We start from the raw sequence: 25,950 nt of genomic DNA, 5'->3' as shown, positions 1-25,950 counted from the left end.
TCGCGCGCCGACGGGGTGCGAGTCCACGACTGCCGTCACTTCTGTTCGATCGTCGCGTCCATGGCTGAGCAGAACTGTTCGGGCGACAGCGCTCCGGTGAACAACTGCTCAAGGTTCGTCAGCAGCGCGTCGGCCTGTTTCGGCGAGAGAGCCTGATCCCAGGAGAGTTCGAAGTTGGGGGCGTTCTCAGCAAGGCCGTACACGAACGACAAGTAATCAGACTCGTCCGTTGTGGACAGCTTGCTCTCGACACCCCGCAATGGAGGAACCGACCCGTTCTCCAGCAGAGTGGTGACGTAGTCGTCGTTCATCAGCCCCTCGGTGAGGTATGCCGCCGCGGCCGCTCTCTCCTTCTCGGACGCCTCGGCGCTCACAGCCCAGTAGTTCGCAGGGTTACCGACGATGTTGGCCGAATCCCCTTTACCCCCTTCAACCATGGGGAACGTCGTGTACCCGAGGTGGCCTTCGGCGATGAAACGGGGCGCGGAGTCCTTGATGCTCGGATACGCCCACGAACCCATGAGGTACATCGCGGCCTTGTCGGTGTAGAGGAGTGCGGCGTCGGCACCGCTGTCGGCCGCGATCGAGTTGTAGCCCTTGACGAACCCGCCCGCATCGACGAGTTCCCGGATCATCTCCCCAGCCTTGAGCACAGCGGGGTGTGACCACGCGCCGGGTTCGCCCGCGATGACGGCGTCGAAGACCTCGGGGCCACCGAGGCGATCGACCAGGTATTCGAGCCACATCAGCTGGGGCCACCGGCTTTGGCCGCCGATCGCGAACGGCGCGATGCCCTGCTCCGTGAAGCGGGGAACGAGGTCCAGGAGTTCGCTCCACGTCGCCGGTGGTTCGGCACCGATCCGGTCGAACAGCTTCTTGTTGTAGTAGAGCAGCACCGGCTGCATGCCGTTGTTGGGGAGTGCGTAGATTTCACCGTCAACGGCGCCGGTGTCGAGCACCGACGGCAGGAACCGCTCGGTGAGCGCGGCCTCGTCCTCCACCAGCTCCGAGATCGGCACCACCTTGTCCGCCTCGACCCAGTCGCGCAGGGTGCCCCCACCCCAGCCGAAGATCAGGGTCGGCGCGCCGCCGGCACCGATGGACGTGCGGATCTTCTGCTTGTAGGCGTCGTTGGCGAAGAATTCGGCTTCGATCGCGTGATCGGGCTTGTCCTGGTTCCACTGCTCGAAGGAACTCCGGATGGTCTGCTCGTCGCCACCTGTGAGAGCCCAGGAGTTGGCCCCCGACCCCCCAGCAGGCCCGTTCGTTCCGCAAGCGGCCGACAGTGCCAGGACGGCAGCGGCCCCCGCCGCGAACGCTGCTGACCTGCGTCTCGTACCCAGTGCCATGACGCGCCTTCCTCGTCGAAGGTCCCGAAACTTTTCGGCAAACACCCTGGTGTGGATACGCACCTTAGAATCGCGGTAAAGCACGGTCAAGGGTCGATTTTCCGGCACTGTCAGCTATAGTTGGTCCGAAATTTTTCGGAAACTGATGTGGAGGTTGCGGTGCCGAGTCGTTCCAGCGCACCACGGCGAGCGACGCTGGCGATGGTGGCCGAGGCCGCGGGCGTTTCCCTTCCTACAGCGTCCAAAGTGATCAACGGTCGCGGCGACGTCGCCTCCTCGACCCGCGCCAGGGTGGAGGAGGCCGCGCGCGAACTCGGCTACGTTCCCCCTGTCGGCAGACGGAGTGTGGTCGCCGCGCGAGTGGTGGACCTGGTGTTCGACGACCTTGTCAGCCCGTACTCGCTCGAAGTGCTACGCGGGGTCACCGAGGCGGCCACCGAGGCCGCAGTGGACGTCGTCGTCAACCGGGTGCCTGCCGCGCAGACCGGGCCTGCCGGCGATTCCACCCCCGAGAGCTGGGCGAACCGGCTCAAGTCCGCGGGCAGGGAAGGCATCATCGTCGTCACCTCGGAACTCACCGAGGAGCAGGTGGACGCCTTCGACAGGGCAGACGTGCCGCTCGTGGTGATCGATCCGCTGAACCTGCCGAGAGTGGACGTCACCAGCGTAGGCGCCACGAATTTCTCCGGTGGTCTCTCCGCGACGGAGCACCTGCTGTCGCTGGGGCACCGCAGGATCGGGTTCGTCGGCGGCCCGGTGCGCGCCGCGTGCGGGCAAGCCCGCCTCCACGGATACCGGGCCGCGCTGGAGAAGGCGGGAGTGTCGCCGGACACGGACCTCGCCCTGCACGGGGCATTCAGCTACCCGGCAGGGCTGGAGATGGGTAACAGACTACTGGAGGCTCCCGAACCGCCGACGGCCGTGTTCGCGGCAAGCGATACCACCGCGCTCGGCGTGATCGAGGCGGCCAGGCGGCGAGGCCTGCGCGTGCCGGACGATCTCAGCGTGGTGGGCTTCGACGACACGATCCTCGCCAGCCTCGCCACCCCCGCGTTGACGGTGGTCCGGCAGCCGTTGCCCGACATGGGAAGAGTGGCGCTTCGCACCCTGCTGCGGCTGGCAGCGGGCGAATCACTGGACTCCCACCACGTCGAGCTGGCCACCCAGCTCGTCGTGCGCGATTCGACGGCACCTCGATGAGGAGAACGATGACCGATCAGCTATGGCACGACACGTCGGCGGACCCGGACCGGCGCGCGCAGGCCCTGCTCGCCGCGATGACGCTGGAGGAGAAAGTCGCCCAGCTCGGCAGCGCATGGCCGGGCAACGAGCAGCTCAACGGCAACGTCGCGCCCATGCAGGACGTCTTCGCGCAGAGCGGCGTCACCTTCGAACAGCGGCGAGAGCACGGGCTCGGGCACCTCACGCGCGTGTTCGGCACCGCGCCGGTCGGCGTCGCCGACGGCACGGAGCGGGTCGTGCGGCTCCAGCGCGGCATCGTGGACAACACCCGGCTGCGGATACCGGCGATCGTGCACGAGGAATGCCTGACCGGGTTCACCACCTACGGCGCGACGGTCTATCCGGCGCCGCTCGCCTGGGCTGCCACGTTCGACCCCGAACTCGTCGAGCGGATGGCGACGGCGATCGGGGCGGACATGCGTTCGGTCGGCGTCCATCAAGGACTGTCACCGGTGTTGGATGTCGTCCGCGATTACCGTTGGGGTCGCGTCGAGGAGACCCTCGGCGAGGACCCGTACCTCGTGGGCATGCTCGGCAGCGCCTACGTCCGGGGACTACAGAGCTCGGGTGTCATCGCCACTCTCAAACACTTCGCCGGCTACTCCGCGTCGAGGGCGGCTCGCAATCACGCGCCGGTGTCGATCGGGCCGAGGGAACTGCGCGACATCATCCTTCCGCCGTTCGAATTGGCGCTGGCGGCTGGCGCCGGCTCGGTGATGAACGCCTACGTCGATCTCGATGGTGTTCCAGCCGCGGCTGACGCGAGCCTGCTCACCGGTTTGCTGCGCGACGAATGGGGATTCGACGGCACGGTCGTGTCGGACTACTGGGCGGTCGCTTTCCTCGCGACCATGCACCGGGTCGCCGCGTCCCCCTCCGACGCGGGAGCACTCGCGCTGGAGGCCGGGATCGACGTCGAGCTTCCCGACGCCCTGTGCTACGGCACCGGCCTGATCGAGCTGGTCCGACGAGGTGACCTCGACGAGAAACTGATCGACCGTGCCGCCGTGCGGGTTCTCCGCCAGAAGGCGCAGCTCGGGCTGCTCGATCCCGACTGGACCCCGGAGTCCGATGTAGACTCTTCGATCGACCTGGACCCTCCGGAAAACCGGATGCTCGCACGTCACATCGCCGAGCGCTCGATCGTGCTGCTGGCCAATGACGGCGTGTTGCCGCTGGCCACGAGCCACCGGAGGATCGCACTCGTCGGCCCGTGCGCCGACGATCCGCTGGCCTTCCTCGGCTGCTACTCCTACCCCAATCACGTCCTGCCGCGTTTCCCTGAGTTCGGGCTCGGTATCGAGGTCGCAGGGCTGCCCCTCGCACTGCGTGCGGAACTGCCGGACACCGAGATCACCGTCGCCCCGGGGTGCGGAGTCAACGACGATGACCGCTCGCGCATCGCCGAGGCGGTCGCGGCGGCCGAGGGCGCCGACGTGTGCGTCGCCGTCGTGGGCGACCGGGCAGGACTGTTCGGTGAGGGCACCTCGGGTGAGGGCTGCGACGCCGCGGACCTGCGGCTGCCCGGTGTCCAGGACGAGTTGCTCTCGGCTGTTCTCAGCACCGGCACACCGGTGGTGATCGTGGTGGTCTCCGGCCGCCCTTACGCACTGGGCACCCACGCCGACCATGCGGCTGCCGTCGTGCAGGCTTTCCTGCCCGGCGAGGAGGGTGGCTCCGCGCTGGCTGCCGTCCTTTCCGGACGCGTGGCCCCGTCGGGAAGGCTTCCGGTCCAGGTGCCGCGACACCCCGGCGGGCAGCCGGGCACCTACCTGCATCCTCCGCTCGGGGCCAACAGCGACGGCATCAGCAACCTCGACCCGACTCCGGCTTTCCCCTTCGGGCACGGCCTTTCGTACACGACCTTCGACCACAGCGGCCTCACCCTCAGCGCCGAACGCGTGCCCACCGACGGCAGCCTCGACATCACCGTCGATGTGCGCAACAGCGGTGACCGAGCCGGCTCGGAGGTGGTGCAGCTCTACCTCGACGACGTGGAGGCTCAGGTGACCCGGCCGGTGCGGCAGCTTGCGGGTTTCGCCCGTGTCGATCTCGCGCCGGGTGAGGTCGTGCGGATCACCTTCACCCTCCACGCCGACCGCACCAGCTTCACCGGACGCACCCTGCGCCGCATCGTCGAGCCAGGAACGATCGGGGTGTATGTCGGCCGCTCCGTGGCAGATCTGCCGTGCTCGTCGTCGTTCGAACTGACGGGGCCGGTCAGGGAAGTGGGGCCCGACAGGGTGCTCACAACACCGGTGAGGACCACTGTCCTGCGGTAAGACTCGCCACCCGTCTTCCTCATCACTGTGGTGGAGATCTCGTCCTCGGCTGACCACCGTGTGAGACAGCTTTCCGGACGGCCGTTCCCTGTCACACGCTGGAATCGGCCACGCGAACGACGATCGGCGCGCGTGCGGTTCCTTGAGGAAGGTGACATGCAGACACACGACAGCGACAGCACCGGTGGAGGCGGGGCCGAAGTCCGGCTCCCCGAACGACCCCGGCGTTCGAAAGCACCGTTCATCGCGCTCGGTGTCGCTCTGGTGGCCGCGCTCGTCGCGGTCACCGTCGTCCTCACGGGCGGTGAATCGGATGACACAGCGCAGGACACCGTGACGGTCCGCATCGGCACCACGGAGGCGGGTTCGGACTACTGGACGGCGTTCACGCGACTCGCCGAGGACGAGGGAATCCGGATCGAGACGGTCAGCTTCAGCGACTACAACCAGCCGAACCCGGCGCTGTCGCAGGGACAGACCGATCTCAACCTGTTCCAGCACGTGCTTTTCCTCGCGAACTACAACGTCTCGAACGACGACGACCTGACGCCGATCGGCTCCACGTACGTGGTGCCGCTGTCGCTGTACTCGCGCGAGCACGCCGCCGTCGAGGAGATTCCTGAGGGCGGCACGGTGGCGATCCCGAAGGACCCCACGAACCAGGCGAGGGCGCTGCTGGTGCTCCAGGAAGCGGGGCTGATCAGCCTGGGGGACGGTGGGAGCGCGCTGTCCACGCCCGCCGAGATCGACAAGTCCGCGTCGAAGGTGGAGGTGACCCCCGTCGATGCCGCTCAGACCGTCGCCGTGCTCGACTCGGTGGACGCCTCCATCGTGAACAACGGGTTCGCCCTCGACGCGGGACTCGACCCGAGCAAGGCGCTGTACTCCGACGATCCCCGCAGCGACGCCGCCGAGCCCTACATCAACATCATCGCGGCGCGTGCCGAGGACAAGGACAACCCGACGTATCGCAGGGTCGTCGAACTGTTCCACCACCCCGAGGTGCTCGACGCCGTGAAGACCGAGTCGCGCGGCACGTCCGTGCCGGTTGCGCGCCCCCAGCAGGAGCTGGAGGACATCCTCGCCACGCTGTCGGACACGGTGCGGACGGCGAAGCGATGACGGCGAGGCCGCTGATCGAACTGCGGGACGTGAGCAAGGTGTTCCGCACGTCAGGCCGGGACCCGGTCACCGCGCTCGACGGCATCGACCTCACCGTGGAGGCCGGAGACGTGTTCGCGATCATCGGCCACTCCGGCGCGGGCAAGAGCACCCTCGTGCGGCTGGTCAACGCACTGGAGCGGGTCACGAGCGGCCGGGTGATCGTGGACGGCACCGACATCACCGCCCTCGGCGAGCGCAGGCTGCGCGCGGTGCGCCGCGAGATCGGCATGATCTTCCAGCAGTTCAACCTGCTGCGCTCCCGCACGGTTTTCGGCAACGTCGCCTACCCGCTCAAGATCGCGGGCTGGCCGAAGGCCGACATCGAGAGGCGCGTCGCGGAACTGTTGACGTTCGTCGGCATCCTCGACAAGGCGTGGCATTACCCCGACCAGTTGTCGGGAGGGCAGAAACAGCGGGTCGGCATCGCGAGGGCGCTCGCCACGGACCCGAAGATCCTGCTGGCCGACGAGTCCACGAGTGCGCTCGATCCGGAGACGACGGCCGAGGTACTCCGGCTGTTGAAGCGGGTGAACACCGAACTCGGTGTCACGATCCTGGTGATCACCCACGAGATGGAGGTCGTGCGCGAGATCGCCGACCGGGTCGCGGTACTCGACTCCGGCAGGATCGTCGAGCAGGGCACGGTGCTCGACGTGTTCACCGACCCGCAGCACGAGACGACCCGGCGGTTCGTGGAGACGGTCCTGCGCGACCAGCCGCGGGGCGCGAACCTGGAACGCATCCGCACCCGGCATCCGGGTCGGCTCGTCACCGCTCGTGTGCGTGACGGCAGCACCATCGGCGCGGTCCTGTCGGGTGCGCAAGCACGGCACGGCGTGCGTTTCGAGATCGTCTACGGCGGCATCAAGGAGCTGGGCGGCCAGTCGTTCGGCGGGCTGACGCTGGAGTTGATCGGTGAGGACCCGGACGTTGACGCGCTGGTGGCCGAATTGCGTGAGGTGACAGAGGTGCAGGAGGTGACGGTGTGAACACCGACTGGGACACGCTGGGCCCGGTGCTGCTCGACTCGATCGGCCAGACACTGTGGATGGTCACGGCCACACTCGTCGTCGGCGGCGTCCTGGGGTTGCTGCTCGGCATCCTCCTCTACACGACCCGTCCGCAGGGCTTGTGGGCGAACCGCGTCGTGCACACCGTGCTGAACGTCGTGGTGAACATCATCAGGCCGATCCCGTTCATCATCTTCATCACGGCGATCGGCCCGCTCACGATCACGGTCGTCGGCACCCAACTCGGGACGGCGGCGGCGACGTTCGCGCTCGTCCTCGCGGCCACGTTCGGAATCTCCCGCATCGTGGAGCAGAACCTCGTCACGATCGACCCCGGCGTGATCGAAGCGGCCCGCGCCATGGGCGCGAGTCCACTTCGGATCATCGTGACGCTGCTGGTCCCCGAGGCGCTGGGACCGCTGATCCTCGGCTACACGTTCGTCTTCGTCGCCGTGGTGGACATGAGCGCCGTCGCGGGCGCCGTCGGTGGCGGCGGCCTTGGCGACTTCGCCATCACCTACGGCTACCACCAGTTCGACTGGACGGTCACCGCCGTCGCCGTGGTCCTGATGATCGTGCTGGTGCAGGTTGTGCAGTTCCTCGGCAACCGCCTCGCCAGCGCCGCGCTACGCCGCTGAGGAGATGTCCGTGGCGGCGAGGGCCGCCGCCACGGAGTCCGAGTGTCGTCGTCCCCGACAGTGGGCCGTGGCGGCGAGGGCCGCCCGCGCGGTGTCCCCTCGTCCGGTTGCTCGCGGTGTGCGCGACCGCGAGCAACCGTCAGCCGGTCTGCCCCGTCACCAGCTCGACAGCCCGCTGCCGGGCCTCCTCGCTGACGTCCGGCATCGCGTAGTCGCGGCGCCTGACGTGGGCCAGCAGGTCCGGATCGGGCGCGACATCGTGCTCCCGCAGGTGGTAGGCCACCGCACCCGGCCAGACCCAGGCTCCGTCGGTGCGGAACGTCAACGGCACCGACGGCGGGCGCTCCGGATCGAACGGGTCGGTGTCGTAGCTGCGAGCGGCCAGGATCACGGGAGCCGCGCCGAGGTAGTCGAGCACCCGCTCCTTCTCGGCCGGGTCCAGCGGTGGCCGGTTCACCACCGGCCGCCCGTCCCCGCCGAGCCCGTCGTACACCTTCGCCATCCGCAGATCACCGGCGACGTGCTCGTCGGCAGGGGCCGGGACGGGCGGTGCCGTGACGTTGACCGTCTGCGGCGTGGGGCCCCGGTCGGCCGAGGCTGCCGACCCGGCACGGTGCCGCAACCATGCCGGAAGGTGGGTGTCGTCGCGCGGGTGTGTGCGCAACTCGTCCTGGAAACCGAGTGGAGGCGGAGTCCTCCGCCAGCGCGGCTCGGTGTTGTGGGCGAAGTCGGCGAACACGGTCGCGGGCGGTTCGACCGTCAGCATCGCGCTCAACCACGTGCCTCGGCCACGCTCGTACATCCCGCTGCGGAGCTCGCCGAGCAGGGTCACAACCTCGACCGGAGGTCGTATCGGGACAGGCCGGCCCTCGGCTCGGAACGCCGTCACATCGACTTCCACATGCCTTCCGGCAGCGCGGTACTCGCACAGCAACTGCGTCCACCCTGCCGGGGCCGCTCCCGCAAGCACCGCCCCGACCCTGCTCAACAGCTCGTCACGTCGCCGCTCGCTCAGCGGCTCGGATGGGGTGGCCATCGCCGAAAGTCACTCCTATCGCACTCACCACGGCGGCGGATACAACGTCGTGTGGGAGGTCCTCACCTTGCCCACACGCCGTCGGCTCTGCCCACCGGGTCGTGGCTGACGAACCGGGCCGGTTCTCAGTCGGTGTCGTCGTCTGCGGCGCGAGTGGTTGCCTGTGTGATTTCCACGAGGGCGCCGGAGTACAGCAGTTCGTTCAGGGGTCGTTCCAACACGTACGCGGTGCCGCCGCCTGGCTGGTCGTGCGAGGCCACGACCTGACCCATCACCGCGCGGATCGAATGATGAACCCGATAAATGCGGTAGGGGAGGTCGGCTTCTTCGGCTGGCTGGGACCGATACGGGAATTCCGTGCGCGCGGCGAACACCGTGTTACCGAAAAGATCGCCGTAACGATCGATCTCGGTTCCCGGTGTCACGGTGATGAGTTTCTTCCCGCTGTAGTTGTCCAACCCCCGGTCGCCACCCACCGGTTGAATCGGCCACTCCTCGGTCGGCCGGTTCTCGTCCGGTGCGCGCTCGTCACGGAACGCGGTCAGGTGCAAAACCAGGTGCCCGAAGAAATATCGCACCGCTTGCTGGAAGGTGGCGAACTCCGCCCGCGCCAGCTGTTTCCCCCCGAACGCCAGGAACACAGCCCACCTCGGCCGCTCCGCGCTGCCCGGCACCCCAGGCGCGGAATACTCGGTCGGCACCATGCACCACGCGCCATCCGCAACGTCCCTGATCCGGTAGAACCGCGGATCCACACCGAGTTCCGCCAACTCACCCTCGACCCGGCGTTCCACGTCACCGTAATACACGGCATCCTCCAGAGTCGCGATGACAGGACGGCTCAGCCTGTCCGCCATCCACTCCGGCACCATCACCGCATCACGCGGGAACCGCTCCAACTCCTCCACCAAAGCGGACACCGGCGGTTCCTCGCGCCAGTTCGGATTGTCATCCCACCAATACCGAACGTCGATATCCGAGTTGACCGCGACCATTCCGGTGAGCTCGAACCAGGTCCCCCTGCCCCGTCGATACATCACCGCTCGAAGCTTGTCCAGGTGCTCGGCCACCACAGCAGGAGGCGTCCACGAATACAAGTTGTAATCGGTGGCACGCCGCACCAGCACCGACAGTTCCGTATGCTCACCCATCGCCCGATAAGCCAGCGTCACCACAGCCCAATCCACCGGAACGAAATGGGCCACCATCGTCCCGATTTTGCCGAGCAACTCTCGCTCTTCGATTTTCCGCTCGCCCTCGAGCAAGTCTTCCAGGGCATCGTTCATCACACTTCTCCCCCCTCAGGCACCTCGGCCAGCTTCGCCCTGAGCCACTCCGGCATGTGTTCCTCATCCCGAGGAAACCTCTCCAGATCCGCCCGCCAACTCGACGCCGGAACATCCGGCTCCCACAACGGATCCCACTCCAAGTTGTAGTTCACGTTCATCCGCCCGGGCGGATCCAGAATCCACCGAGCCGAGAACCACGTCCCCTCGCCCTCCCGGTAAACGAGTTCACGGATCCGCAAGACCGGCTCCACAATCCCTTCCGGCACCGCAACCGCGGGCGAACTGCCGTCGGACATCAACACCGTCAGCGCGAGATCGTGGACATCACTGAGGACCTTGCACCTCAGATCGATCCGCACCCACTCCCCCTCGACAGCATCGAGCAGCATGCGCCCGACCTGTCTGGCCAGTTCCGACCTCAACTCGTCATTCGCGGTCATGTCACCGATTCTGTCATCCACACTGCCGGCCAGGGGCACCTATCACGATTGTCCACTCGCCCCGGACGCACTGGCCGGGTCGTTCGGGAAGCTCCGGATGCGCACGGTCCGCACCCCGCCGACTTCCTCGATCCAGCGTACTTGCAACTCGTGTGGCACCCGGTGGCCGTCGCGCAGGGCGAAGACCTCCATCCGCTCGATCGACGTGCCGTCCCTCTGCAAGAACCGGATCAGGTCGTCCTCAAAGGACCGCCAGTGCATGCCATCGAGGTCGAGCTGAGCGTTCTGGACCCGCCACTGGGCCACCATGTTGATCAGCTCGCCGGGCCCGCTCAACTGGTTGGCGAACATGTGGCCGCCGTCGTACTTGTTGCGCATGAGCCCGGTGTCGGTTCCGTCGGCTTTGATCCACTTTTCCTTGCCGTCGATACCGCCAGCCGTCTTCTGCGCCGTTTCGTCCTGCCGAACGAGGTCCTGGTTCTTATCCGAGATCTGTACCTCGACGTTCGACCCGGCGACCGTGTCGGTCCGGTAGCCCTTGACGCCCTGCTGCGGCGTCACCTGTGGCCCCGTCTCGTACACGAACCGGCCACCATCCACGTTGTAGACGGCGCGGGGTGCGGGCTTGTTCAGGTCGGGGTGATGCGGCTGGTAGGTCTCCGCGACCGCGACCTCTCCGTTCGAGTCCGTCCAGTACACCGCGCGGACCTTGGTGACCGTGCCTTCGCGGTCCTCGTAGTCGCTGTGGACGACATACTGCCGGTTGGGTTCGAGTTGCCTGCCGTTGAAGAAGGACTCCTTCTGCGAAAGCGTGACATTCTCGCGCACCGCGTTGCTGAACAAATCCGGCTCGCCGCGGAGTACCACGTCGTTCGGCGGTGAGTCCGGATCGAACCGCTGGCGGAGCCGCACCTCCGGATTGCGCGTCCTGTCATTCTCGGCCAGGCGGTGAAGGTCGGCGAAATCCGGGTTCTTGCGCAGGAGGCGACCCGAATCGACGTCGGCCCAGCGCACCGTTCCCTCGCCGTCGGTGTAGAAGCGGCCCCGGTACATGCCGTGCGAGTCGCGCACCTCGTACTCGTGGTGCGGTTCGAGGTCGTTGCGCGTCACGAACGGCTGGCCGGACCTCGGCGGCTTCGGCGGCCCCGGTGGGATGGAGAGCCGGTTCTCGGCGGGGTAGTCCGGTCGCTCGAACCTGACGGCGGGTTCCGGCATGCCGTCGGCATCCGTGTGGAACACCTGATGCTCACCGTCGATCTCCACTCGCAACGTCGTGTTCGCTGGAGGATGCGAGACCTCGGGATTGGGTCGGTAATCCGGGTTCGGCGACCCGTCCCTCAGCCTCGGTGGCAGGTTCTCGACCGATGTGTCGATGTGTGTGACCCGCCCCTTGTCGTCGGTGTGGTAGGTCCCGCGCAACGTTCCGTCGTCGTTGCGCACCTCGTAGGAGGTGTTCGCCTCCAGCGTGCGGTCCCCGGGGAACGGCTCGTCGTGCTTCGGCGGCCGGATGCCGTTGCGCTCACCCGGGCCGACCTTGTCCGGCCGGTTGTTCGCGGGTGGCTCGAAGTCACGAACAGCCTGCGGAGTCTCCCGCCGCCGCCTGCTGTATTCGGGGTCGCGAAGCTGCTCCTCCTGCTCACGGGATCTCGGGTTGCGGTTCGGATGGTCGCTGTCCCGATCGCCGGACTGGCCCTGGCCGGGCCGATTCGCGCCGGGATCGTCGGGATCACCGTCGCCTCGCGCGCGCGAGGTCTCCGTGGACACGTCCCGCTTGTCCGCGTCCCTCGTGTCGGGGGTGAAGCCGTCATCGCTCGCGCGGGACGTGGAACCGTCCGGGCCGTGCGTTGACCACTCGCCGTTCGGCGGGATCTTCGGGCGGGGCTTGCCGTCGGGGCCGATCTCGTAGTCGGAGCTGAAGACGTTGCCGTTCGAGTCCGTCCATGCGGGCTTGTTCGGCGCCATCACCTCGGTGTCCAGCTCACGGGACAACCGCCGCGCGAAGTCGTTGGAACTCGCGTCGCAGCCGATGAGGCGGATGGGCCTGCCGTCGTAGTCGCCGTTGCGGCGCAGGATGTCGGCGAACTCCTCCGGCGAGTACTCCCTCCCCCCGATGCGGGCCCTGCCATCAGGTGTGACGTGCACGTCCACGGTGTAGCGGCCGTCAGGGTCAGGTTTGACTCGATGCGGCAGATCGCCCATCTCCGGGTCGCCCCTGTGGAAGGACGTCCCCGCAGGAGTGCGCTCGGCGTGCCGCTGGTTGACCTCGTCCGGGGTCGGCCGATCGTCGTCGTGGGCCCGGTCGCGGTCGTCCCGATCCTCGTTCCGGTTGCCGTCGCGGTCCCCGTTGTCGGGGTCGCGGTTGTCGGGGTCGCGGTCGCGCGGGCCACCATCGCGTGGATCGCCGCCGTGCGGACCGTTCCGGTCGCCGTGGGCCCTCGGCCCGCCGTCCCTGCCGTCTCCGCTGTCGTTGCTGGGGCGCTGATTCGGCCGCTGGTCGGGACGTCGGCTGCCGTCTCCGTCCCGGTGCGGGGCGGGGCCGTTCGGCTGCTGATGCGGGCTGCCATTGCCGTCGGGGCGAGCGTGCGGCCCCGGCTGGTTCGGGCGCGGCGCGGACGGCCCCGGCGGGGCGTGCTGCCCCGGCTGCGCGGGCGGCGCGTGCGCTGCGGACGGCCGCTGCGGAACATGCGGCGATTGCGGGGTCTGCGGCGCGTGCGGCCCCTGCGGGGTTTGCGGCATCTGCTGCGCGTGCGGAGCGCGCGGCGGTTGGGCGGCATGCGGTGGCTGCGGCGAGTGCGGGGGCTGTGATGTCTGTGGTGTCTGCGGGGACTGTGATGTCTGCGGTGTCTGCGGGGACTGCGGCCCCGGGCCGTGTGTCGAAGGGCGGGTGTGCGGGCCGGACCCCGCGTCCGGCGACGGCCCGAAGGGCCTGCCGCCCTGCGGCGTGTTCGGCGCGTGCCCCGGCGGCGAGGTGAATCCCCTCGGCGCGTGCGACGGCGTGGGAACGTGAGCCGGTGGGTTCGGCTGCGGGCCTCGTGCGTGAGGGTCCGGTCCAGGACCCGGCCTGCGCGGACCGGCCTGCTGCGGGATGTCGCCGTGAGGACGCGGCGGCGTCCGGTGCGACGGGCCGTCGGGGCCGGGACGGCCAGGTGGAACGTCGGCGTGCGGCCTCGCACCCAGGCTGCCGGGCGTTCCCGTCCATCCCCTCGGCGAACCACCTCGGCCCCCGGGTGAGGAGCTACCCGGCGAATTCGCGCCCGGCGCGCCCTGGTTCCCCGGCGCCGTGGAACCGGCTCCCATGGGCTGCTGCGTGTGCGGTGTGGACGAATCCGGGCCCCGCTGCGGCGACGGGGACAAGGTGTCCGGCCTCGGCATGGAGGGCGCCGTCGGCGACGAAGGGGACGACGGGGATGTGGCCAGCCCACTTGTCGTCGTGCTGTCGGTGTGCTGGGGTCCGCTCGGCCTCGGCCCGCCAGAATCCGGCGCGTGGCCCGGCGAATGCTGCGGCGACGGCGCAGGACTGCCGGACGGCTGGCCCTGGGAGTGTTGCGGTGGCGGGCCGTCCGGACGGGACGGAGAGCCCGCATCGGGGCCGCCGCCACCGCTCGGCGTCGCACCATCCGGTGTGGACGGTGAATGCTGTGGCCGATCACCCGGCCCTGAGCCGGGAACCGGACTCGGCGAGGAATCCGGCGGGGTGGAGGACGCCGTCGGCGCCGGATTCGACGACGACGGATTCGACGACGGCCCGGACATCGGCTCGGAGGACGACCGTGGTGAAGGCCCGGACTCCGCCGTGCTGCGGTAGTCGCTCGCCGATCGGCCGCCCGCGTTCGTGGAGTCGTCGGCGCCCAGGGTGTTCGGCGCGTCGCTTCGCAGTGTGCTCGGCGAGGCGGTGTCGCCACCGCGTGTTCCCCCCGGCGAGTCCGGTGCCGTCGCCGACGTGCCGGGCTCTCCCGTGTCGCCGAAGCGGTTCGGGCCGGGACGTGACCCCGAGTCCGGCGACGCGGTGGAGTCTCGATCGCCCGCACCGGAATGCGAACCGGAACCGTCGCCGGATTCGCCACCGCCTGTTCCGTCGCCGCGCGGACGGCGGCCGCTGTCCGCCTCCCCGCCGGTTCGCGGAGCGCCGTTGCCGTCGGAACTCGTTCCCCCGTCGGAGCCGGAGTCTGCGCCACCGGTCGTGGCATCGCCACCGGAGCCCGGGTCACCGTCCGAACCGGACCCGTCATCCGAACCCGAGCCACCAGATTCTGAGCTAGCGTCCGAATCGGACCCGCCGCCCGAGCCGGACCCGCCGGAGTTACCACCGACATCGGGGCCGTCGCCGCCACGTCCGAGTCGCTGGACGAATCCGCCGTCGATGATGTTCTTGGTGTCGATGACGTCCAGGCCGGTGACCTTGCCGAGGATCTTGCCGCACACCTTCATGACCTGCCCGAACACGTCGGCCAGCTTGCCGAGCAGCGGCGAGGCCTTCCGCATGGTCTCGGTGAGTTTCTTGAGCAGATCGGCGATCTTCGTGGCCCACTTGGCGATGGCTGTCACGGCCTGCGCCACCACGACGGGTGTGCCGAAACCCAGCGTGCACACCGTCTCAAGAACCCACGAGATCAGCTTGCCCACCAGGTCGGCGATGAGGTCGCGCACCGTCTCCCTGACGAAGGCGACGACCTCCCCGAAGAGCATCACCACGGTGCTGATGGCGCCGGCGGTGGTCGCCGCGCCCGCGATGGTCTCCTCCTGCTCCTTGCACGAGGAGCGGTAGGCGTCGGCGGCCTCGCCCGTCCATCCCGTCGTGCCGTTCTTCACCGCGTTGGCGAAGGAAACCTGTGTCTCCTCGAGATGTTTCGCGACGTTGGCCCAGGTCTCCGAATACGACTGGATCACAGGCGGGTCGCCGCAGACGGAGTCGAGCATGTCCTTCAGCGGCTGGATGTGCTCCATCAAGAACGACGCCACGGACGACATCAGCCAGCCGAAGGGGTCGATCGCGGCGGCGGCACCCTCGGCGGCGAGGCCGAGCACGCCGAGCCCGCCGTCGATCCAGTTGCCTTCCTGGATGCCGTTGAAGGCGTCGATGGCCGACTCGGCGATCCCGATTCCCGTCGCCCAGCCGTGGTCACCGTTGCCGGAGGTCAGCGGGCCTGGGCCGTCACCGTCCTGCGGAGCCTCCGCGACGAGCGGGTTCGGCTCAGACATCGCCGCCCCGCATCGAGTCGCGGTAGGTCTCGTCCGTCGTCCGGTACTGTTCGGCGGCCTTGCGCACCTTGTCGGCCGTGGCCTGCATCGCCTCGACCGAGTCGCTCAACGCGTCGATGCCGAACTGCTCGACGGGGTCGAGCATCATCCGGAACGGCTGGCACAGGATGCCGTAAGCGTCGGTGGGCATGCTCACCTGTTGCGCGGCCTCAAGCGCCTGCGTCAACTGCTCGACGACCGCGTCGAGTTGTGTCGCGTGCGCGTCGAGGTCCGCGCCGACCTCGAAACCGCCCTGCGGCATGGGACCCCCAGAAATCCGTGTGTGTCAGGAGAAGATGGAACGACCGCCGAAATCGTCGTCGTCGCCGTCGGAAGGGCGCCTGCGGGTTGTCGGCCGTGGCGGCGGCGGTGGAGCCGGTGGCTCCGGCGCGACGTCGTCCTCCTCGGGGCCGAAGTGCAGCTCGCGGCTCTCCTCCTGCGGCGATTCGGATTCGGCAGGAGGCTCGGGAAAGGTCTTCTTCGCCTCCTCGAAGACCTTCGCGGCCGTCTGGTCCTCCGTGCCGACCGTCTCGGCCATCGCCTGCTGGAGCAGCGCGGGGATGCGCGACTGCGCGGTCTGGACCGTGCGCATGATCTGGGCCGACAGTTCGGCCATGCGCTTGTCCTGCGCGCTCTCGGCGATCGTGAGTCCGGTGAGCAGGCCCTTCGAGTTGATCGTCACCTCGATGACGTTGTCGGGAGAACGCTCGGTAACCGAGATTTCCTGCACTCGCGCGGCCATCGCCTGGTAACGCTGCGCCTGCTCCTGGACCCGCCGGGTCCAGTTGTCGATCATGCGGTCACTGGCGTCCACGCCGTCCGTCATGATCCGCACCCCCCCGTTCGATCCCGTCGCGCCCGTGTTGACGCCCGGCACACCACGCCGGTTCCCCTTCGTGAGCCAGCGCACAGATCATGCCAGGTGAGGCGGTCGCACGACAGAGGTGGCACCGGGTGGCCCGGCGAGTTTCCTCCCGGTGTTCCGGCTCCTGCGACCGGCCAGGGCGGCGACATCACGACCGTGTCCGCAGGCATCTCGATCACGGCGGCGACCACGGATCAGGCACCGGTCTCGGGCCGGACTCACCCGGCCACGCACGGCGCACCGCGTCCCCTGTCCCCCGCCGTCACGACGGAAAGCGGCATCACCAGGCGGGACACGGATTCGCGCCGGAGACCGCGCCGTGTGGACCGCCCGGTCCACACTTGCTACGGTGACGTGGTGGGCAACAGGGCCGATCGCCATATGAATCCGGAAAAGCGCCGTCTTCTCCTGGAGACGGCGGCCCGCGAATTCGCCACCTCCGGATACGAGCGAGCCTCGCTCAACCGGATCATCCGCGAGTGCCGCATGAGCAAGAGTTCCTTCTACTACTACGTCGAGTCCAAGGAGAGCCTCTTCGACCTCGTGGTGAAAGAACTGACCGGTGAGCTGCTGGACGTGCTCGCCATTCCGGAACCGGAACAATTCGCGGCCGATTTCTGGACGAACACCGCCGACATTTTCGGCCGGTTGACCACGCTGGCCCGCGAACGGCCGCTCTTCGCCGACCTCGGCCGCCTTTTCCACCTTCCCCGCGCGCCCATGTCCCCCGGATCGGCCGCAGGAGCGGCACTGGCCGCCACGCGAGCGTGGCTCGATCGCGTACTCGCCGAAGGCGTCGCGGCAGGGGCCGTCCGCGACGATCTGCCACTGAGCCTGTTGAGAGAGGCCACCGTCGCCGTTCTGGCGGTCTTCGACGACTGGACACTGCGTCATCGAGGCGACCTCGACAACGATGCTGCCGCCGCGCTGGTGCGTGGTGAACTCGCCGCACTGCGCGGACTGCTCGCACCCGGCCCCGAGGAGCGCTCATGACCGCATCGGGCGCATCGGACCGGGCACGCGCAGGTATCCGTATCGACCGGGCCGTTCCCGGCACGTCACCAGGGCTTCGCGGGGCCGCGCAGCGGTTCTTCGGGCCGGGAACCACCCGCGCGGAGATCGCGATTCAGGTCACGGGCACGCTCCTTGGCTCAGCACTGCTGACGACCCACGTCAGCCTGGCCGGAGGCTGGTCCACACTGTCCCCACTCGGCGTCGTGGTGCTGGGCGTTCTGATCGTTGACCTCGTCGGAGGGGTTCTCACCAACGCGACCAACTCGGCCAAACGCTGGTATCACCGCGACGGCGCCACCGCGCTCCATCGCATCGGCTTCGCCGCCACACACGGCCTCCACCTCGTCGCCGTCGCCGTGGTGCTGGACGCGGGCGGATGGCACTGGGTGCTGGTCAATGCCGGTCTCCTGCTCGGCTCGGCCGTCGCGATCGAGGCACTGCCGGTGGACCTCGCGCGGCCCTCCGCGATGGCGCTCTACCTCGCGGCGGTCCTGGTGAACCTGACCTGGCTACCGCTTCCCGGGGCGCTGGTGTGGATACCGGTGCTGTTCTTCCTCAAACTGCTCGTCTGCCACCTCGTGCCGGAGGCCCCGCTCACTCGCGTCCGGCCTCACCACCGATCCCACCGGGAGCAGCGATGACCGCACGCGACCAACGCCGCAGGCCCACCGGCCTGACCCGGATGCTGTTCCGGCTGCCGATCGCCCTCTACCGGCTTCGGCTGGGGTGGCTGTTCGGCGGGCGGCACCATCGGACGGCCAGGCAGTTGTGCAAGCGCCTCATGGGCTTTCCCGTTGACGGCAGCGACGAAGGCTTCCGCGAGGTGGGCCGTCGCATCCCCTTCGTCCGCATCACGCCGCGGCGGCTCACTCCTTGAAGTACACCAGCTGGTGGCTGCTGGCCAGCAGGTCGCCGTCGGCGCTCCACAGCCGTGCCGACTGGTCGAAGTACCCGCCGCCGAACACACCCGCCTTCGCGGTGCCGAGCAGTGGGCGGTTTCCCTGCGCCCGCACTGTCTCGGCAGGGGCGTGGAAGTAGGTCGTGAGCGACACCGTGCCCGCGGGAACGAACGTCCCTTTGCGACGGAGGATTCGCGGGTAGAAGACGTCGCACAACGCCGCGAGTGCGGGAACGTCGAGTGTCCGCGACGGCTGTTCCCTCACCCACAGCGTGGTGGTCGAGTCGGCGTGCGCTCCGGTGTCCGCGTCGGGCAGCGGGCCCTCCAGGTAACGCATCTCGTAGTTGCGTGCCCAGGCGACGAAATCCGGCATCGGCCGCACCGGAACGTCGTCGGCGCGGGGCACGGCGGGCATGGGGGCCTCCGAGTCGGACCACGTCGGCCTGCGGAGACCGGTCACGACGGTCGCCGTCGTGACCGGTGCCCCACCCTGCGTGAGCGCGACCGTCCAGTGCTGGGTGGACCTGTTCGTACGCACGGGCGTCGCCGTCACCTCGAACGGTCCTTCTGCCACGGCGGCGGCGTAGTTGACGGTGAGCGAGAGCACCTCTCCGAGCAGCCGGGGGTCGGCGAGTACCGCCCGCATCAGAACGGCCGCGGTCACACCGCCGAAGGGGCCAACCATGTTGGTGTACGCGGGGTGGGTGTGTCCGGTGTGAACGCCCTCGGCCACAGGGTCGAGCGCGACGGCCTCGTCGAACGGGTGGCCGTCTTTCGCGACGACTGCTTCGGTCATGGGAACTCCTGCTGTGGCGGCGCGGCAATTCAGTATGACAACATACATAGTCGATGCCCGGCGTCCCGCCGTGACGTTTCCGGAGGTAACGCATGACACAGCGGACTCGCCGGTCCGGCGGTACCGGTGAACACGGCCGGATCGCGGGGCCGAGGTCGGCGATGACGGCCAGCGCCGTTGCGCTGCTGCGCGAACGCGGGGTCGCCGGAACGTCGTTCGCCGACGTCCTCGCCCACAGCGGCGCACCACGGGGTTCGGTGTATCACCACTTCCCCGGAGGCAAGGCGCAGCTCGTCGAGGAGGCCACCCGCGAGGCGTCCGGAGAACTGACCGGCGCGATCACGCGGCTGTTGCGCGAACAGGGCACGGTTTCGGCACTGCGCGCGGTGGCGCGGCTGTGGCGCGAGGGACTCGCCCGCAGCGACTACGCAGCAGGCTGCCCCGTGGCCGCGTCCGCGCTCGGGCCGGTGCCCGGCGCCAGGGACGCCGCGGGGACCGCGTTGCGGGACTGGGAGGCCGCCGTCGCCGGGTCACTGCGCCGGGAAGGTGTGCCATCGGAGCGGGCGACCACACTCGGAACCCTCGTGGTGAGCGCACTGGAAGGCGCCCTCGTGCTCGCGAGGGCCCAACGCAGTGCCGCGCCGCTCGACGCGGTCGTCACCGAACTGGAGGCGACCTGCGGTGCCGCCATCGACGCCGCACGCGCGGGAACGGCACTCACTTCGGAAGGGCCCACGGAGGTGTCCACCCGAGCCGCCCGCACACGGCGTCGAGGTCGGGATCGGTCAGCGTCCGAGGGTCGCCGACCCCGTTGAGCCGGGGACCGAGGATGTGCAGGACTCCGATCCGGCTGGCGGGATCACCGAGGTCCTTGCGGACCTCCAGCAGGAAGTCGCCGTAGAGGCGGAACTGGAGATCGGCAGGCGGGTTGTGCGGGAGCGCCTGCATGAGCCTGCCGTAGGCGGCGACGACACCGTCCGACCCGTACACGTTGACCCAGCGGTCGAACCGGCGCTTGTGTTCCTGCTCCTCCGCCGTCGGCAGGTCGTCAGTGGTGAACATCCGGTCCAGCAGATCAACCACCGGCCCGTACATCGCGCGTTTGTCCTCGATGTTCCGCTCCCGTGCCGCATCGGCACGTTGCACCCTGAGTTCGTGGCGGCGTGAGGCCATGGCGAAGACACCCGCGACGACAGCGGCGGTGATGGACGCGACAGCGGCGATGACGGCGACCACGATGGAAGTCATGGCGGACACCTCATCATAGAACCGGCCGTTTCGGTCAGAGGCCGATGGCAGGATGGCACGATGAATCCTGACGAACCCAAGTCCGTCCTCCACCACTACCTCACCACCGCGCGCGATGCGCTGGTCTGGAAGCTGGAGGGGCTGTCCGAGTACGACGTGCGGCGCCCGCTCACCCCCACCGGCACGAACCTGCTCGGCCTGCTCAAACACCTCTCGGGGTGCGAAATCGACTACTTCGGAGCAACCTTCGGCAGACCCTTCGCCGAGGAGCTGCCCTGGCTGTCCGACGACTCGGAGGACAACGCGGACATGTGGGCGACGCCGGAGGAGTCCCGTGAGGACATCCTCGGCCTCTACCGCCGCGTGTGTGCCCATTCGGATCGCACCATCGACAGTCTCGCCCTCGACGCGCCGGGAGTCGTGCCCCACTGGCCCGCCGAGCGCGCCAACACCACGCTGCACGCCGTGCTCGTCCACATGATCGCCGAAACTCAGCGGCACGCCGGGCACGCCGACATCGTGCGGGAGCTCATCGACGGCACGGTGGGGTTGCGGGAGCGGCAACGCAACCTCCCCGGCGGTGACGCGGGCTGGTGGCAGGATTACCACGACAAGCTGGAGCGCGTGGCCCGCGAGGTCGGCGGGCGCTGAATCCGGCAGGGGCTCGGTGCGCGGGGAACGACGGTCAGTGGTCGTCGGCGACGAGCCCCGCCTCGTGGGCGAGAATCGCGGCCTTGACCCGGTTGGCCAGTCCCAGCCGCCGCAGGATGGCGCTGACGTGCGCCTTGACCGTGCCCTCCGAGAGGAACAGCGCACGGCCGATGTCCGCATTGGACAGTCCAGAGCCCAGCGCGGCGAGCACGTCCCGCTCGCGTGGCGTCAGCTCCCCGACACGGGTGCGCGCCGAGGCCGACCGCGACAGTCCTTCGCCGCGCACGCGCGTGATGAGCCTGCGGGCGATCCTCGGTGAAAGGTAGGCGGCGCCCTCGGCCACCGCGTGCAGGGCGATGAGCAACTCCCTCGGGTCGGACGCCTTCAGCAGGAAACCGCTCACCCCGCACTCGAGTGCCTGCGCCACGTAGGCGTCCTCGTCGAACGTCGTCAGCACCACCACAGCGACGCCGGGCAGCACCTGCCGCAACTCCGCTGCCGAGGAAAGGCCGTCGAGTCCGGGCATCCTGATGTCCAGCACCACGACGTCCGGCTGGTGCTTGCGCGCCGCGTCGATGGCGGTCCTGCCGTCGCCTGCCTCGGCGACCACCTCGATCGCCGGGTCCGACGCCAGTACGGCGCGCACACCCGCGCGGATCATCGCCTCGTCGTCGGCGAGCACGACCCGGATCATCGACCTTCTCCCGGCGCCGGCGTCGCGGGCCAGCGCGCCGTCACGGTGAACCGCCCGCCGTCGTCGTGGACAGCCAGCGTCGCACCGGCATCCCGCAGGCGCTCGCGCAGCCCGGCGAGTCCGCTACCGGTGCCGCGTCGAGGCGCACCGCCGTCCAGTGGATCGGGCAGGGGGTTGGACACCGACACCTCCAGTCCGCCTCTCTCCGACCGCACTCGCAGTGACACCGGGGCACGGGGTGCGTGCCGGGCCGCGTTGGTGAGCGCCTCCCTGACGACGCGGTACACGTCCCCGTCCAGATGGCCGGGTGGAAACTCGGCGGTGACGGTCATGCCTGCCGCTCGCGCGCGCTCGACGAGGTCGGCGACCGTCTCGGCCACCGGCGGTCCGGGGGCAGCCCGTTCCCGCAGCACTCCGACGACCTCGCGGAGCCGGTCGGTGGCGGCCACCGCTCCCGCACGCACCTCCGTGACGGCCTCCCTGTGTCGCTGCGGGAGGTCCGGCAGCAGTTCCAGCGCACCTGCCCTGAGTGACAGCAGGGCCAGTTCGTGCCCGAGGGCGTCGTGCAGTTCCGAGGCGATCCTGGCTCGTTCCCGCAGCGCCGCGTGCTCCTCGACGAGTTCCCGCTCCCTTTGCAGGCGCGCCACCCGATCCTGGCCCGCGGCGACCAGCTCGGCCTGCTGGCGGCGGAACCGTCCCGCCAGCCATGGCAGCCCCGTGAACAGCGCCAGCGCGGCGACCATGCCTACTCCGACCCAGAACTCCGCCACGGCGAAACCGGCGCAGACCACGGCGGCGGCGAGGAACAACTGCCATGCCCTCCGCGCCGGGAGGTGGCGTCCGTGCAGGTACGCGGCGACGGCCACGACCACGAAGGCGAGCTGCCGCCACACCTCGATGGTGTCGAGGTCCACGGCGTTGCCCGCGCACACCGCGAGCAGGATGGCCAGGAGCGCCCCGTTTCTCACCGCACCGACCCTACCGAGCGCAACGCGGCCGCCCGCGCCACCAGCGTGGCCGCCGAGGCCGCCCCGCTCAGCGCGAGCAGCACCGTGAGCGGCAAAGCGAAGTACATGAGCTGTTCCCAGGTCACGGTCCTGCCGTTCATCAGCACCGACGCCAGGTCCGGATACGCGGCGAACATCACGAGCGGCACGGACACGCCCACCAGTCGGGCGCCGAGCCACCACCGGTTCCCCGCCGCGCGGGCCGCCGCCCACCTCCGTGCGCGAAGCACGCCCAGCACGCCCAGCACCACGGCCGCGAGCGCGAGCAGCCCGAGCACCAGCTCCACCACCTGCCTGTCCCCTCCGGGAATCTCCGGGTTCCCTCCTCTGCTCAGCTCCACCAGACCGGCCAGCACCTCGTAGGCGTCGTCGTAGAGCCCTGCGCCGTTGACGAGCACCGCGAAACCCCGTCCCGTCTCGGGATCGACGGCCTGCACGGCCGTGTAGGTGAAAAGGTTCCCGCTGTGCACGAGAAGATCGTCATCACCGATCCGCTGCGTGCCCCAACCCATCGCGTACGCGGCGTCGGTCACCGGCCGGTGCGACTCCGCGAGGCTGCCCGGTGCCAGGATCGACGTGCCGTGGCCGTTCTGCGAGACCAGCCACCGCCCCAGGTCGTCGGCCGTGGTGATGACGCCGCCCGCTCCACCGTTGTCGAGGAACTGCTCCGGTTCCTGCCGGGCCCACCACAGCCCGAACAGCGAGATATGGCCTTCGGCCGGAACGACGTCGGCGACGTCCACCGCGCTGCGAGACATCCCCAGCGGTGTGAACACATGCTCTCGCAGGTAGTCGCCGAACGGCTGCCTTCCGGCCACCTCGACGACGCGGGCGGCAAGTTCGTAGTTGACGTTGCAGTACTCCCAGCGGGTTCCCGGATCGGCCGCGAGCGTGCCGTCCGACAGCGCCGCGACGTACTCCCGCAGCGAGGTGGCCTCCTCGGCGGAGGTGATGTCCACCCCGGTGTCGGAGAGGCCCGAGGTCTGGTTCAGCAACTGGCGGACGGTGATGCGGCCCGCACGGTCGTCGGCCATGCGGAACTCCGGCAGGTAGGTCGCCACCGGTTCGTCGAGCTTGACGCGGCCGTCGTCCACGAGCGTCAGGACCGCCGTGGCCGTGAAGGACTTGCTCAGCGAGGCGACGCGCATGGGTGTGTGCTCGGTGACGGGATTTCCTTCGGCGTCGTGGCCGTAACCGGCGGCGTGAACGACGCGGTCGTGGTGAGTCACGACGGCGGAGAATCCAGGCACACCGGTGGATTCCCACGCCTCGGCGAGGTAGGTGTCGATGGTTCGGGCGCTCGGCCGAGCCACCGCGGCTTGTGTGGCGGGTGTGGTGGCAAGGCCGCCCGCCAGTGCCGCGACCGCCAGGACGGCGAGTGTGCGTTGCATGCCGATGACGGTAGAAAGTGGACACTTGTGGGCGGATCCGACGACCGTCCGGAACCACCCCTGACGAAAGTGAGGGGTGGCCCAGGCACACAGCGTGCCGGGGAGGCCGGGCCGGCAGAGGTTCGAGGCTCGACGGCGATGGTGGTTAGGCCTACGGACGTCACCGCGAAAAGCAACTGAGAGTATATTTCCAGAAAGCGTCGCCACCCGTTTGAGTGAATCTCCATTCATTCCCGTTCCACAACGCAATTAACCAACCAGGAAACGTAGCCTGCTACATTTCCAGGCAGCTTGCATCATCGTTATCCGAACAATCCGTCCTGACCTGCGAACCGTTCGCCGAAGCAGCAAAGCAGCAGGTGCGGACGGGTGCGCGAGATTACGAAGGCTGCCGGGCACGGAATGACAGTGCGTTACTTCTGAAATCGCTCGACCGTTGGGCGATCAACGCAAACCACTCACCGCCAGAAGCGGGGGTCGCGCGAGCATGAACGACACCGTGAGAGATGATGTTGATATCGATTCAGCATCACAAATGTGAAAGGGAATCGACGCGCGGCCCCTGTGGCATCAGGGGCCGCGCCGATGTGTTCAAACCACCGGAAGGGCATGAACGGACTTGACCCTACAGAGCAACCATGGGAGCGACAACCATGAGGACAAGGCTCAGGAGCGTCCCCAGGTCAGCACAACCGGTGCCGCGCAGGAAGCCGAGGCGGCAACAGCCGAGGTGAGCGGCCCGGGTGCCGCGAGCGCAGCGCGACCAGGCACAGGCGACCAGCACACCGCCTGGCCCGGCTGGGGGTGGCTGCTCGGCCTGATCGTCGGAAGCTGGGACCACACCTTGCGAGCCGGGTTCCTGCTCGGCATCGTTCTCGTGCCGGTGGCGATCGTCGCCGCACTGTCCGCGCAGTGGTTCCTGGCGCTCGGCACCGGAGCTGTGCCCGCACTGATGGCACTCGTGCTGCTCGTCAGAGGGTGGCTCGGCCGAGGCCGGGAACCACAACCCCCGGCAGATCAGGCAGATCCCGCCTGAGAATCACGGCGTCCGCGCCGACGCGCCGACCGGCCGAGGTCGCCTGCCATCGGCGCGGACCCACCTCACGACGTGAAGAACGGGTAGTACCAGTACAGCGCCACCTCGCGCGTCGAGGGATCGAGCGCGCGATAGAGAAACCGGTCGTGGCCGCCGAGCACGAACCCGTAGCGCCGGTAGAAGCGGCACGCGGCCACGTTGATGGACTGCGTCTCCAACCGCAGGCCGCTCAATCCCGCCTCCCGTGCCCACTCGATCGCGGCGTCCATGAGCGCGCGAGCGGCCCCTGTGCCCCTGTGGGCGACATCCACGGCGATGTCCTCGACGACGGCGTAGCCGTTCCAGCCCTCGGACACGGCGACGTAGCCGATGCGGGCGTCGCGGACCATCGCGACGAACAGGTCACCGTCCTGCCGGTCGAGGTACCCGGCCAGCTCCTCCACGTCGAAGCCGTAGTCCTTGGTGTAGGGGACGAGCGGACTGATCGCGTCGCCGTCGAACGGCTCGGTCAGCTCGGCCGACACCTCGAAGGTGAAGTCGAGAAGGGCAAGTGAGGAAAGGCAGGCGGCATCCGCCCGCACAACACGAGGAGCATCCGGCACGCCGGGCTTTGTCGGCATGGCACCAGCATTCCACGAACGATCATCGCTCGGTGTGGGAAC

At 68.8% G+C, this 25,950-nt stretch carries 24 protein-coding genes; 11 read left to right on the top strand and 13 right to left on the bottom strand.

Annotation, left to right across the window (positions count from 1 at the left end; translation table 11 throughout):
- Positions 1-35 precede the first annotated feature (35 nt).
- Positions 36-1,349, bottom strand: coding sequence for an ABC transporter substrate-binding protein (locus tag SACXIDRAFT_RS18865; protein ID WP_006240262.1), 1,314 nt, complete (start codon positions 1,347-1,349; stop codon positions 36-38).
- Between the two features lie 159 nt (positions 1,350-1,508).
- Between SACXIDRAFT_RS18865 and SACXIDRAFT_RS18860 the strand changes: the two genes are divergently transcribed.
- The 5 genes from SACXIDRAFT_RS18860 (at position 1,509) to SACXIDRAFT_RS18840 (ending at position 7,685) form a co-directional block, all read left to right on the top strand.
- Positions 1,509-2,549: a LacI family DNA-binding transcriptional regulator gene (locus SACXIDRAFT_RS18860; RefSeq protein WP_040922786.1), complete on the top strand. Its 1,041-nt coding sequence runs from the start codon at positions 1,509-1,511 to the stop codon at positions 2,547-2,549.
- An 8-nt stretch (positions 2,550-2,557) separates the two neighbouring features.
- On the top strand, positions 2,558-4,873 hold the full coding sequence (locus SACXIDRAFT_RS18855; protein ID WP_006240260.1) for a beta-xylosidase/alpha-l-arabinosidase: 2,316 nt from the start codon (positions 2,558-2,560) through the stop codon (positions 4,871-4,873).
- Positions 4,874-5,029: 156 nt separating this feature from the next.
- Positions 5,030-5,995 carry a MetQ/NlpA family ABC transporter substrate-binding protein gene (locus tag SACXIDRAFT_RS18850; protein ID WP_006240259.1) on the top strand — a complete coding sequence of 322 codons (966 nt, stop codon included), beginning with the start codon at positions 5,030-5,032 and terminating at the stop codon, positions 5,993-5,995.
- Positions 5,992-7,026, top strand: a complete 1,035-nt coding sequence (locus SACXIDRAFT_RS18845; protein ID WP_006240258.1) for a methionine ABC transporter ATP-binding protein — start codon at positions 5,992-5,994, stop codon at positions 7,024-7,026. The genes SACXIDRAFT_RS18850 and SACXIDRAFT_RS18845 overlap by 4 nt, the downstream gene beginning before the upstream one ends.
- Positions 7,023-7,685, top strand: coding sequence for a methionine ABC transporter permease (locus SACXIDRAFT_RS18840; protein WP_006240257.1), 663 nt, complete (start codon positions 7,023-7,025; stop codon positions 7,683-7,685). The genes SACXIDRAFT_RS18845 and SACXIDRAFT_RS18840 overlap by 4 nt, the downstream gene beginning before the upstream one ends.
- Before the next feature lie 139 nt (positions 7,686-7,824).
- Here SACXIDRAFT_RS18840 and SACXIDRAFT_RS18835 read toward each other — a convergent pair whose 3' ends face one another.
- From SACXIDRAFT_RS18835 to SACXIDRAFT_RS18810, 6 genes are all read right to left on the bottom strand, one after another.
- The gene (locus SACXIDRAFT_RS18835; RefSeq protein ID WP_006240256.1) at positions 7,825-8,721 is read right to left on the bottom strand and encodes a hypothetical protein; all 897 of its coding nucleotides are present in this window, start codon (positions 8,719-8,721) and stop codon (positions 7,825-7,827) included.
- A 125-nt stretch (positions 8,722-8,846) separates the two neighbouring features.
- A complete protein-coding gene (locus SACXIDRAFT_RS18830) occupies positions 8,847-10,007 on the bottom strand; it encodes a TNT domain-containing protein (protein ID WP_006240255.1) in 1,161 nt (386 codons plus the stop codon).
- Positions 10,007-10,450 carry a hypothetical protein gene (locus SACXIDRAFT_RS18825; RefSeq protein ID WP_040922784.1) on the bottom strand — a complete coding sequence of 148 codons (444 nt, stop codon included), beginning with the start codon at positions 10,448-10,450 and terminating at the stop codon, positions 10,007-10,009. The genes SACXIDRAFT_RS18830 and SACXIDRAFT_RS18825 overlap by 1 nt, the downstream gene beginning before the upstream one ends.
- A gap of 42 nt (positions 10,451-10,492) precedes the next feature.
- Positions 10,493-15,649 (bottom strand): DUF8616 domain-containing protein, encoded by a 5,157-nt coding sequence (locus SACXIDRAFT_RS18820; RefSeq protein ID WP_006240251.1) that lies wholly within the window; start codon positions 15,647-15,649, stop codon positions 10,493-10,495.
- Positions 15,642-15,950, bottom strand: coding sequence for a type VII secretion target (locus SACXIDRAFT_RS18815; RefSeq protein ID WP_006240250.1), 309 nt, complete (start codon positions 15,948-15,950; stop codon positions 15,642-15,644). The genes SACXIDRAFT_RS18820 and SACXIDRAFT_RS18815 overlap by 8 nt, the downstream gene beginning before the upstream one ends.
- Before the next feature lie 24 nt (positions 15,951-15,974).
- Entirely contained in the window at positions 15,975-16,514 is a 540-nt protein-coding gene (locus SACXIDRAFT_RS18810; RefSeq protein ID WP_040922783.1) for a YbaB/EbfC family nucleoid-associated protein, read from the bottom strand.
- 396 nt (positions 16,515-16,910) lie between these two features.
- Between SACXIDRAFT_RS18810 and SACXIDRAFT_RS18805 the strand changes: the two genes are divergently transcribed.
- From SACXIDRAFT_RS18805 to SACXIDRAFT_RS18795, 3 genes are read left to right on the top strand one after another with little or no spacing between them, the layout of a single operon-like run.
- Positions 16,911-17,546 carry a TetR/AcrR family transcriptional regulator gene (locus SACXIDRAFT_RS18805; protein ID WP_232285333.1) on the top strand — a complete coding sequence of 212 codons (636 nt, stop codon included), beginning with the start codon at positions 16,911-16,913 and terminating at the stop codon, positions 17,544-17,546.
- A complete protein-coding gene (locus tag SACXIDRAFT_RS18800; RefSeq protein ID WP_006240247.1) occupies positions 17,543-18,208 on the top strand; it encodes a hypothetical protein in 666 nt (221 codons plus the stop codon). Before SACXIDRAFT_RS18805 ends, SACXIDRAFT_RS18800 begins: the two co-directional genes overlap by 4 nt.
- The gene (locus tag SACXIDRAFT_RS18795; RefSeq protein ID WP_006240246.1) at positions 18,205-18,444 is read left to right on the top strand and encodes a hypothetical protein; all 240 of its coding nucleotides are present in this window, start codon (positions 18,205-18,207) and stop codon (positions 18,442-18,444) included. Before SACXIDRAFT_RS18800 ends, SACXIDRAFT_RS18795 begins: the two co-directional genes overlap by 4 nt.
- On the opposite strand, the gene SACXIDRAFT_RS18790 is transcribed toward SACXIDRAFT_RS18795, so the two are convergent.
- Complete coding sequence (locus SACXIDRAFT_RS18790) at positions 18,434-19,261, bottom strand: acyl-CoA thioesterase (RefSeq protein ID WP_006240245.1); 828 nt, start codon at positions 19,259-19,261, stop codon at positions 18,434-18,436. The two genes, SACXIDRAFT_RS18795 and SACXIDRAFT_RS18790, sit on opposite strands and share 11 nt — an antisense overlap.
- A gap of 92 nt (positions 19,262-19,353) precedes the next feature.
- Here SACXIDRAFT_RS18790 and SACXIDRAFT_RS18785 point away from each other — a divergent pair, with 92 nt between their 5' ends.
- Positions 19,354-20,076 (top strand): TetR/AcrR family transcriptional regulator, encoded by a 723-nt coding sequence (locus SACXIDRAFT_RS18785; RefSeq protein ID WP_006240243.1) that lies wholly within the window; start codon positions 19,354-19,356, stop codon positions 20,074-20,076.
- On the opposite strand, the gene SACXIDRAFT_RS18780 is transcribed toward SACXIDRAFT_RS18785, so the two are convergent.
- On the bottom strand, positions 19,979-20,509 hold the full coding sequence (locus SACXIDRAFT_RS18780) for a hypothetical protein (protein WP_006240240.1): 531 nt from the start codon (positions 20,507-20,509) through the stop codon (positions 19,979-19,981). The two genes, SACXIDRAFT_RS18785 and SACXIDRAFT_RS18780, sit on opposite strands and share 98 nt — an antisense overlap.
- Positions 20,510-20,569: 60 nt before the next feature.
- Here SACXIDRAFT_RS18780 and SACXIDRAFT_RS18775 point away from each other — a divergent pair, with 60 nt between their 5' ends.
- The gene (locus SACXIDRAFT_RS18775; protein ID WP_006240239.1) at positions 20,570-21,160 is read left to right on the top strand and encodes a DinB family protein; all 591 of its coding nucleotides are present in this window, start codon (positions 20,570-20,572) and stop codon (positions 21,158-21,160) included.
- A 34-nt stretch (positions 21,161-21,194) separates the two neighbouring features.
- Here the strand turns inward: SACXIDRAFT_RS18775 and SACXIDRAFT_RS18770 are convergent, their stop codons facing one another.
- The 3 genes from SACXIDRAFT_RS18770 to SACXIDRAFT_RS18760 are packed head-to-tail and all read right to left on the bottom strand — an operon-like array spanning position 21,195 to position 24,252.
- Positions 21,195-21,854, bottom strand: coding sequence for a response regulator (locus tag SACXIDRAFT_RS18770; protein WP_006240238.1), 660 nt, complete (start codon positions 21,852-21,854; stop codon positions 21,195-21,197).
- Positions 21,851-22,822 (bottom strand): sensor histidine kinase, encoded by a 972-nt coding sequence (locus SACXIDRAFT_RS18765; protein WP_006240237.1) that lies wholly within the window; start codon positions 22,820-22,822, stop codon positions 21,851-21,853. The genes SACXIDRAFT_RS18770 and SACXIDRAFT_RS18765 overlap by 4 nt, the downstream gene beginning before the upstream one ends.
- Entirely contained in the window at positions 22,819-24,252 is a 1,434-nt protein-coding gene (locus SACXIDRAFT_RS18760; RefSeq protein WP_006240236.1) for a serine hydrolase domain-containing protein, read from the bottom strand. Before SACXIDRAFT_RS18760 ends, SACXIDRAFT_RS18765 begins: the two co-directional genes overlap by 4 nt.
- Before the next feature lie 619 nt (positions 24,253-24,871).
- Between SACXIDRAFT_RS18760 and SACXIDRAFT_RS18755 the strand changes: the two genes are divergently transcribed.
- A complete protein-coding gene (locus SACXIDRAFT_RS18755) occupies positions 24,872-25,288 on the top strand; it encodes a hypothetical protein (protein ID WP_006240235.1) in 417 nt (138 codons plus the stop codon).
- Between the two features lie 65 nt (positions 25,289-25,353).
- Here SACXIDRAFT_RS18755 and SACXIDRAFT_RS18750 read toward each other — a convergent pair whose 3' ends face one another.
- The gene (locus SACXIDRAFT_RS18750) at positions 25,354-25,908 is read right to left on the bottom strand and encodes a GNAT family N-acetyltransferase (protein WP_006240234.1); all 555 of its coding nucleotides are present in this window, start codon (positions 25,906-25,908) and stop codon (positions 25,354-25,356) included.
- Positions 25,909-25,950 lie beyond the last annotated feature (42 nt).

The sequence above is a fragment of the Saccharomonospora xinjiangensis XJ-54 genome, from assembly GCF_000258175.1.
Classification (GTDB): Bacteria; Actinomycetota; Actinomycetes; order Mycobacteriales; family Pseudonocardiaceae; genus Saccharomonospora; species Saccharomonospora xinjiangensis.
This window is presented reverse-complemented; position numbering and strand designations above follow the sequence as displayed.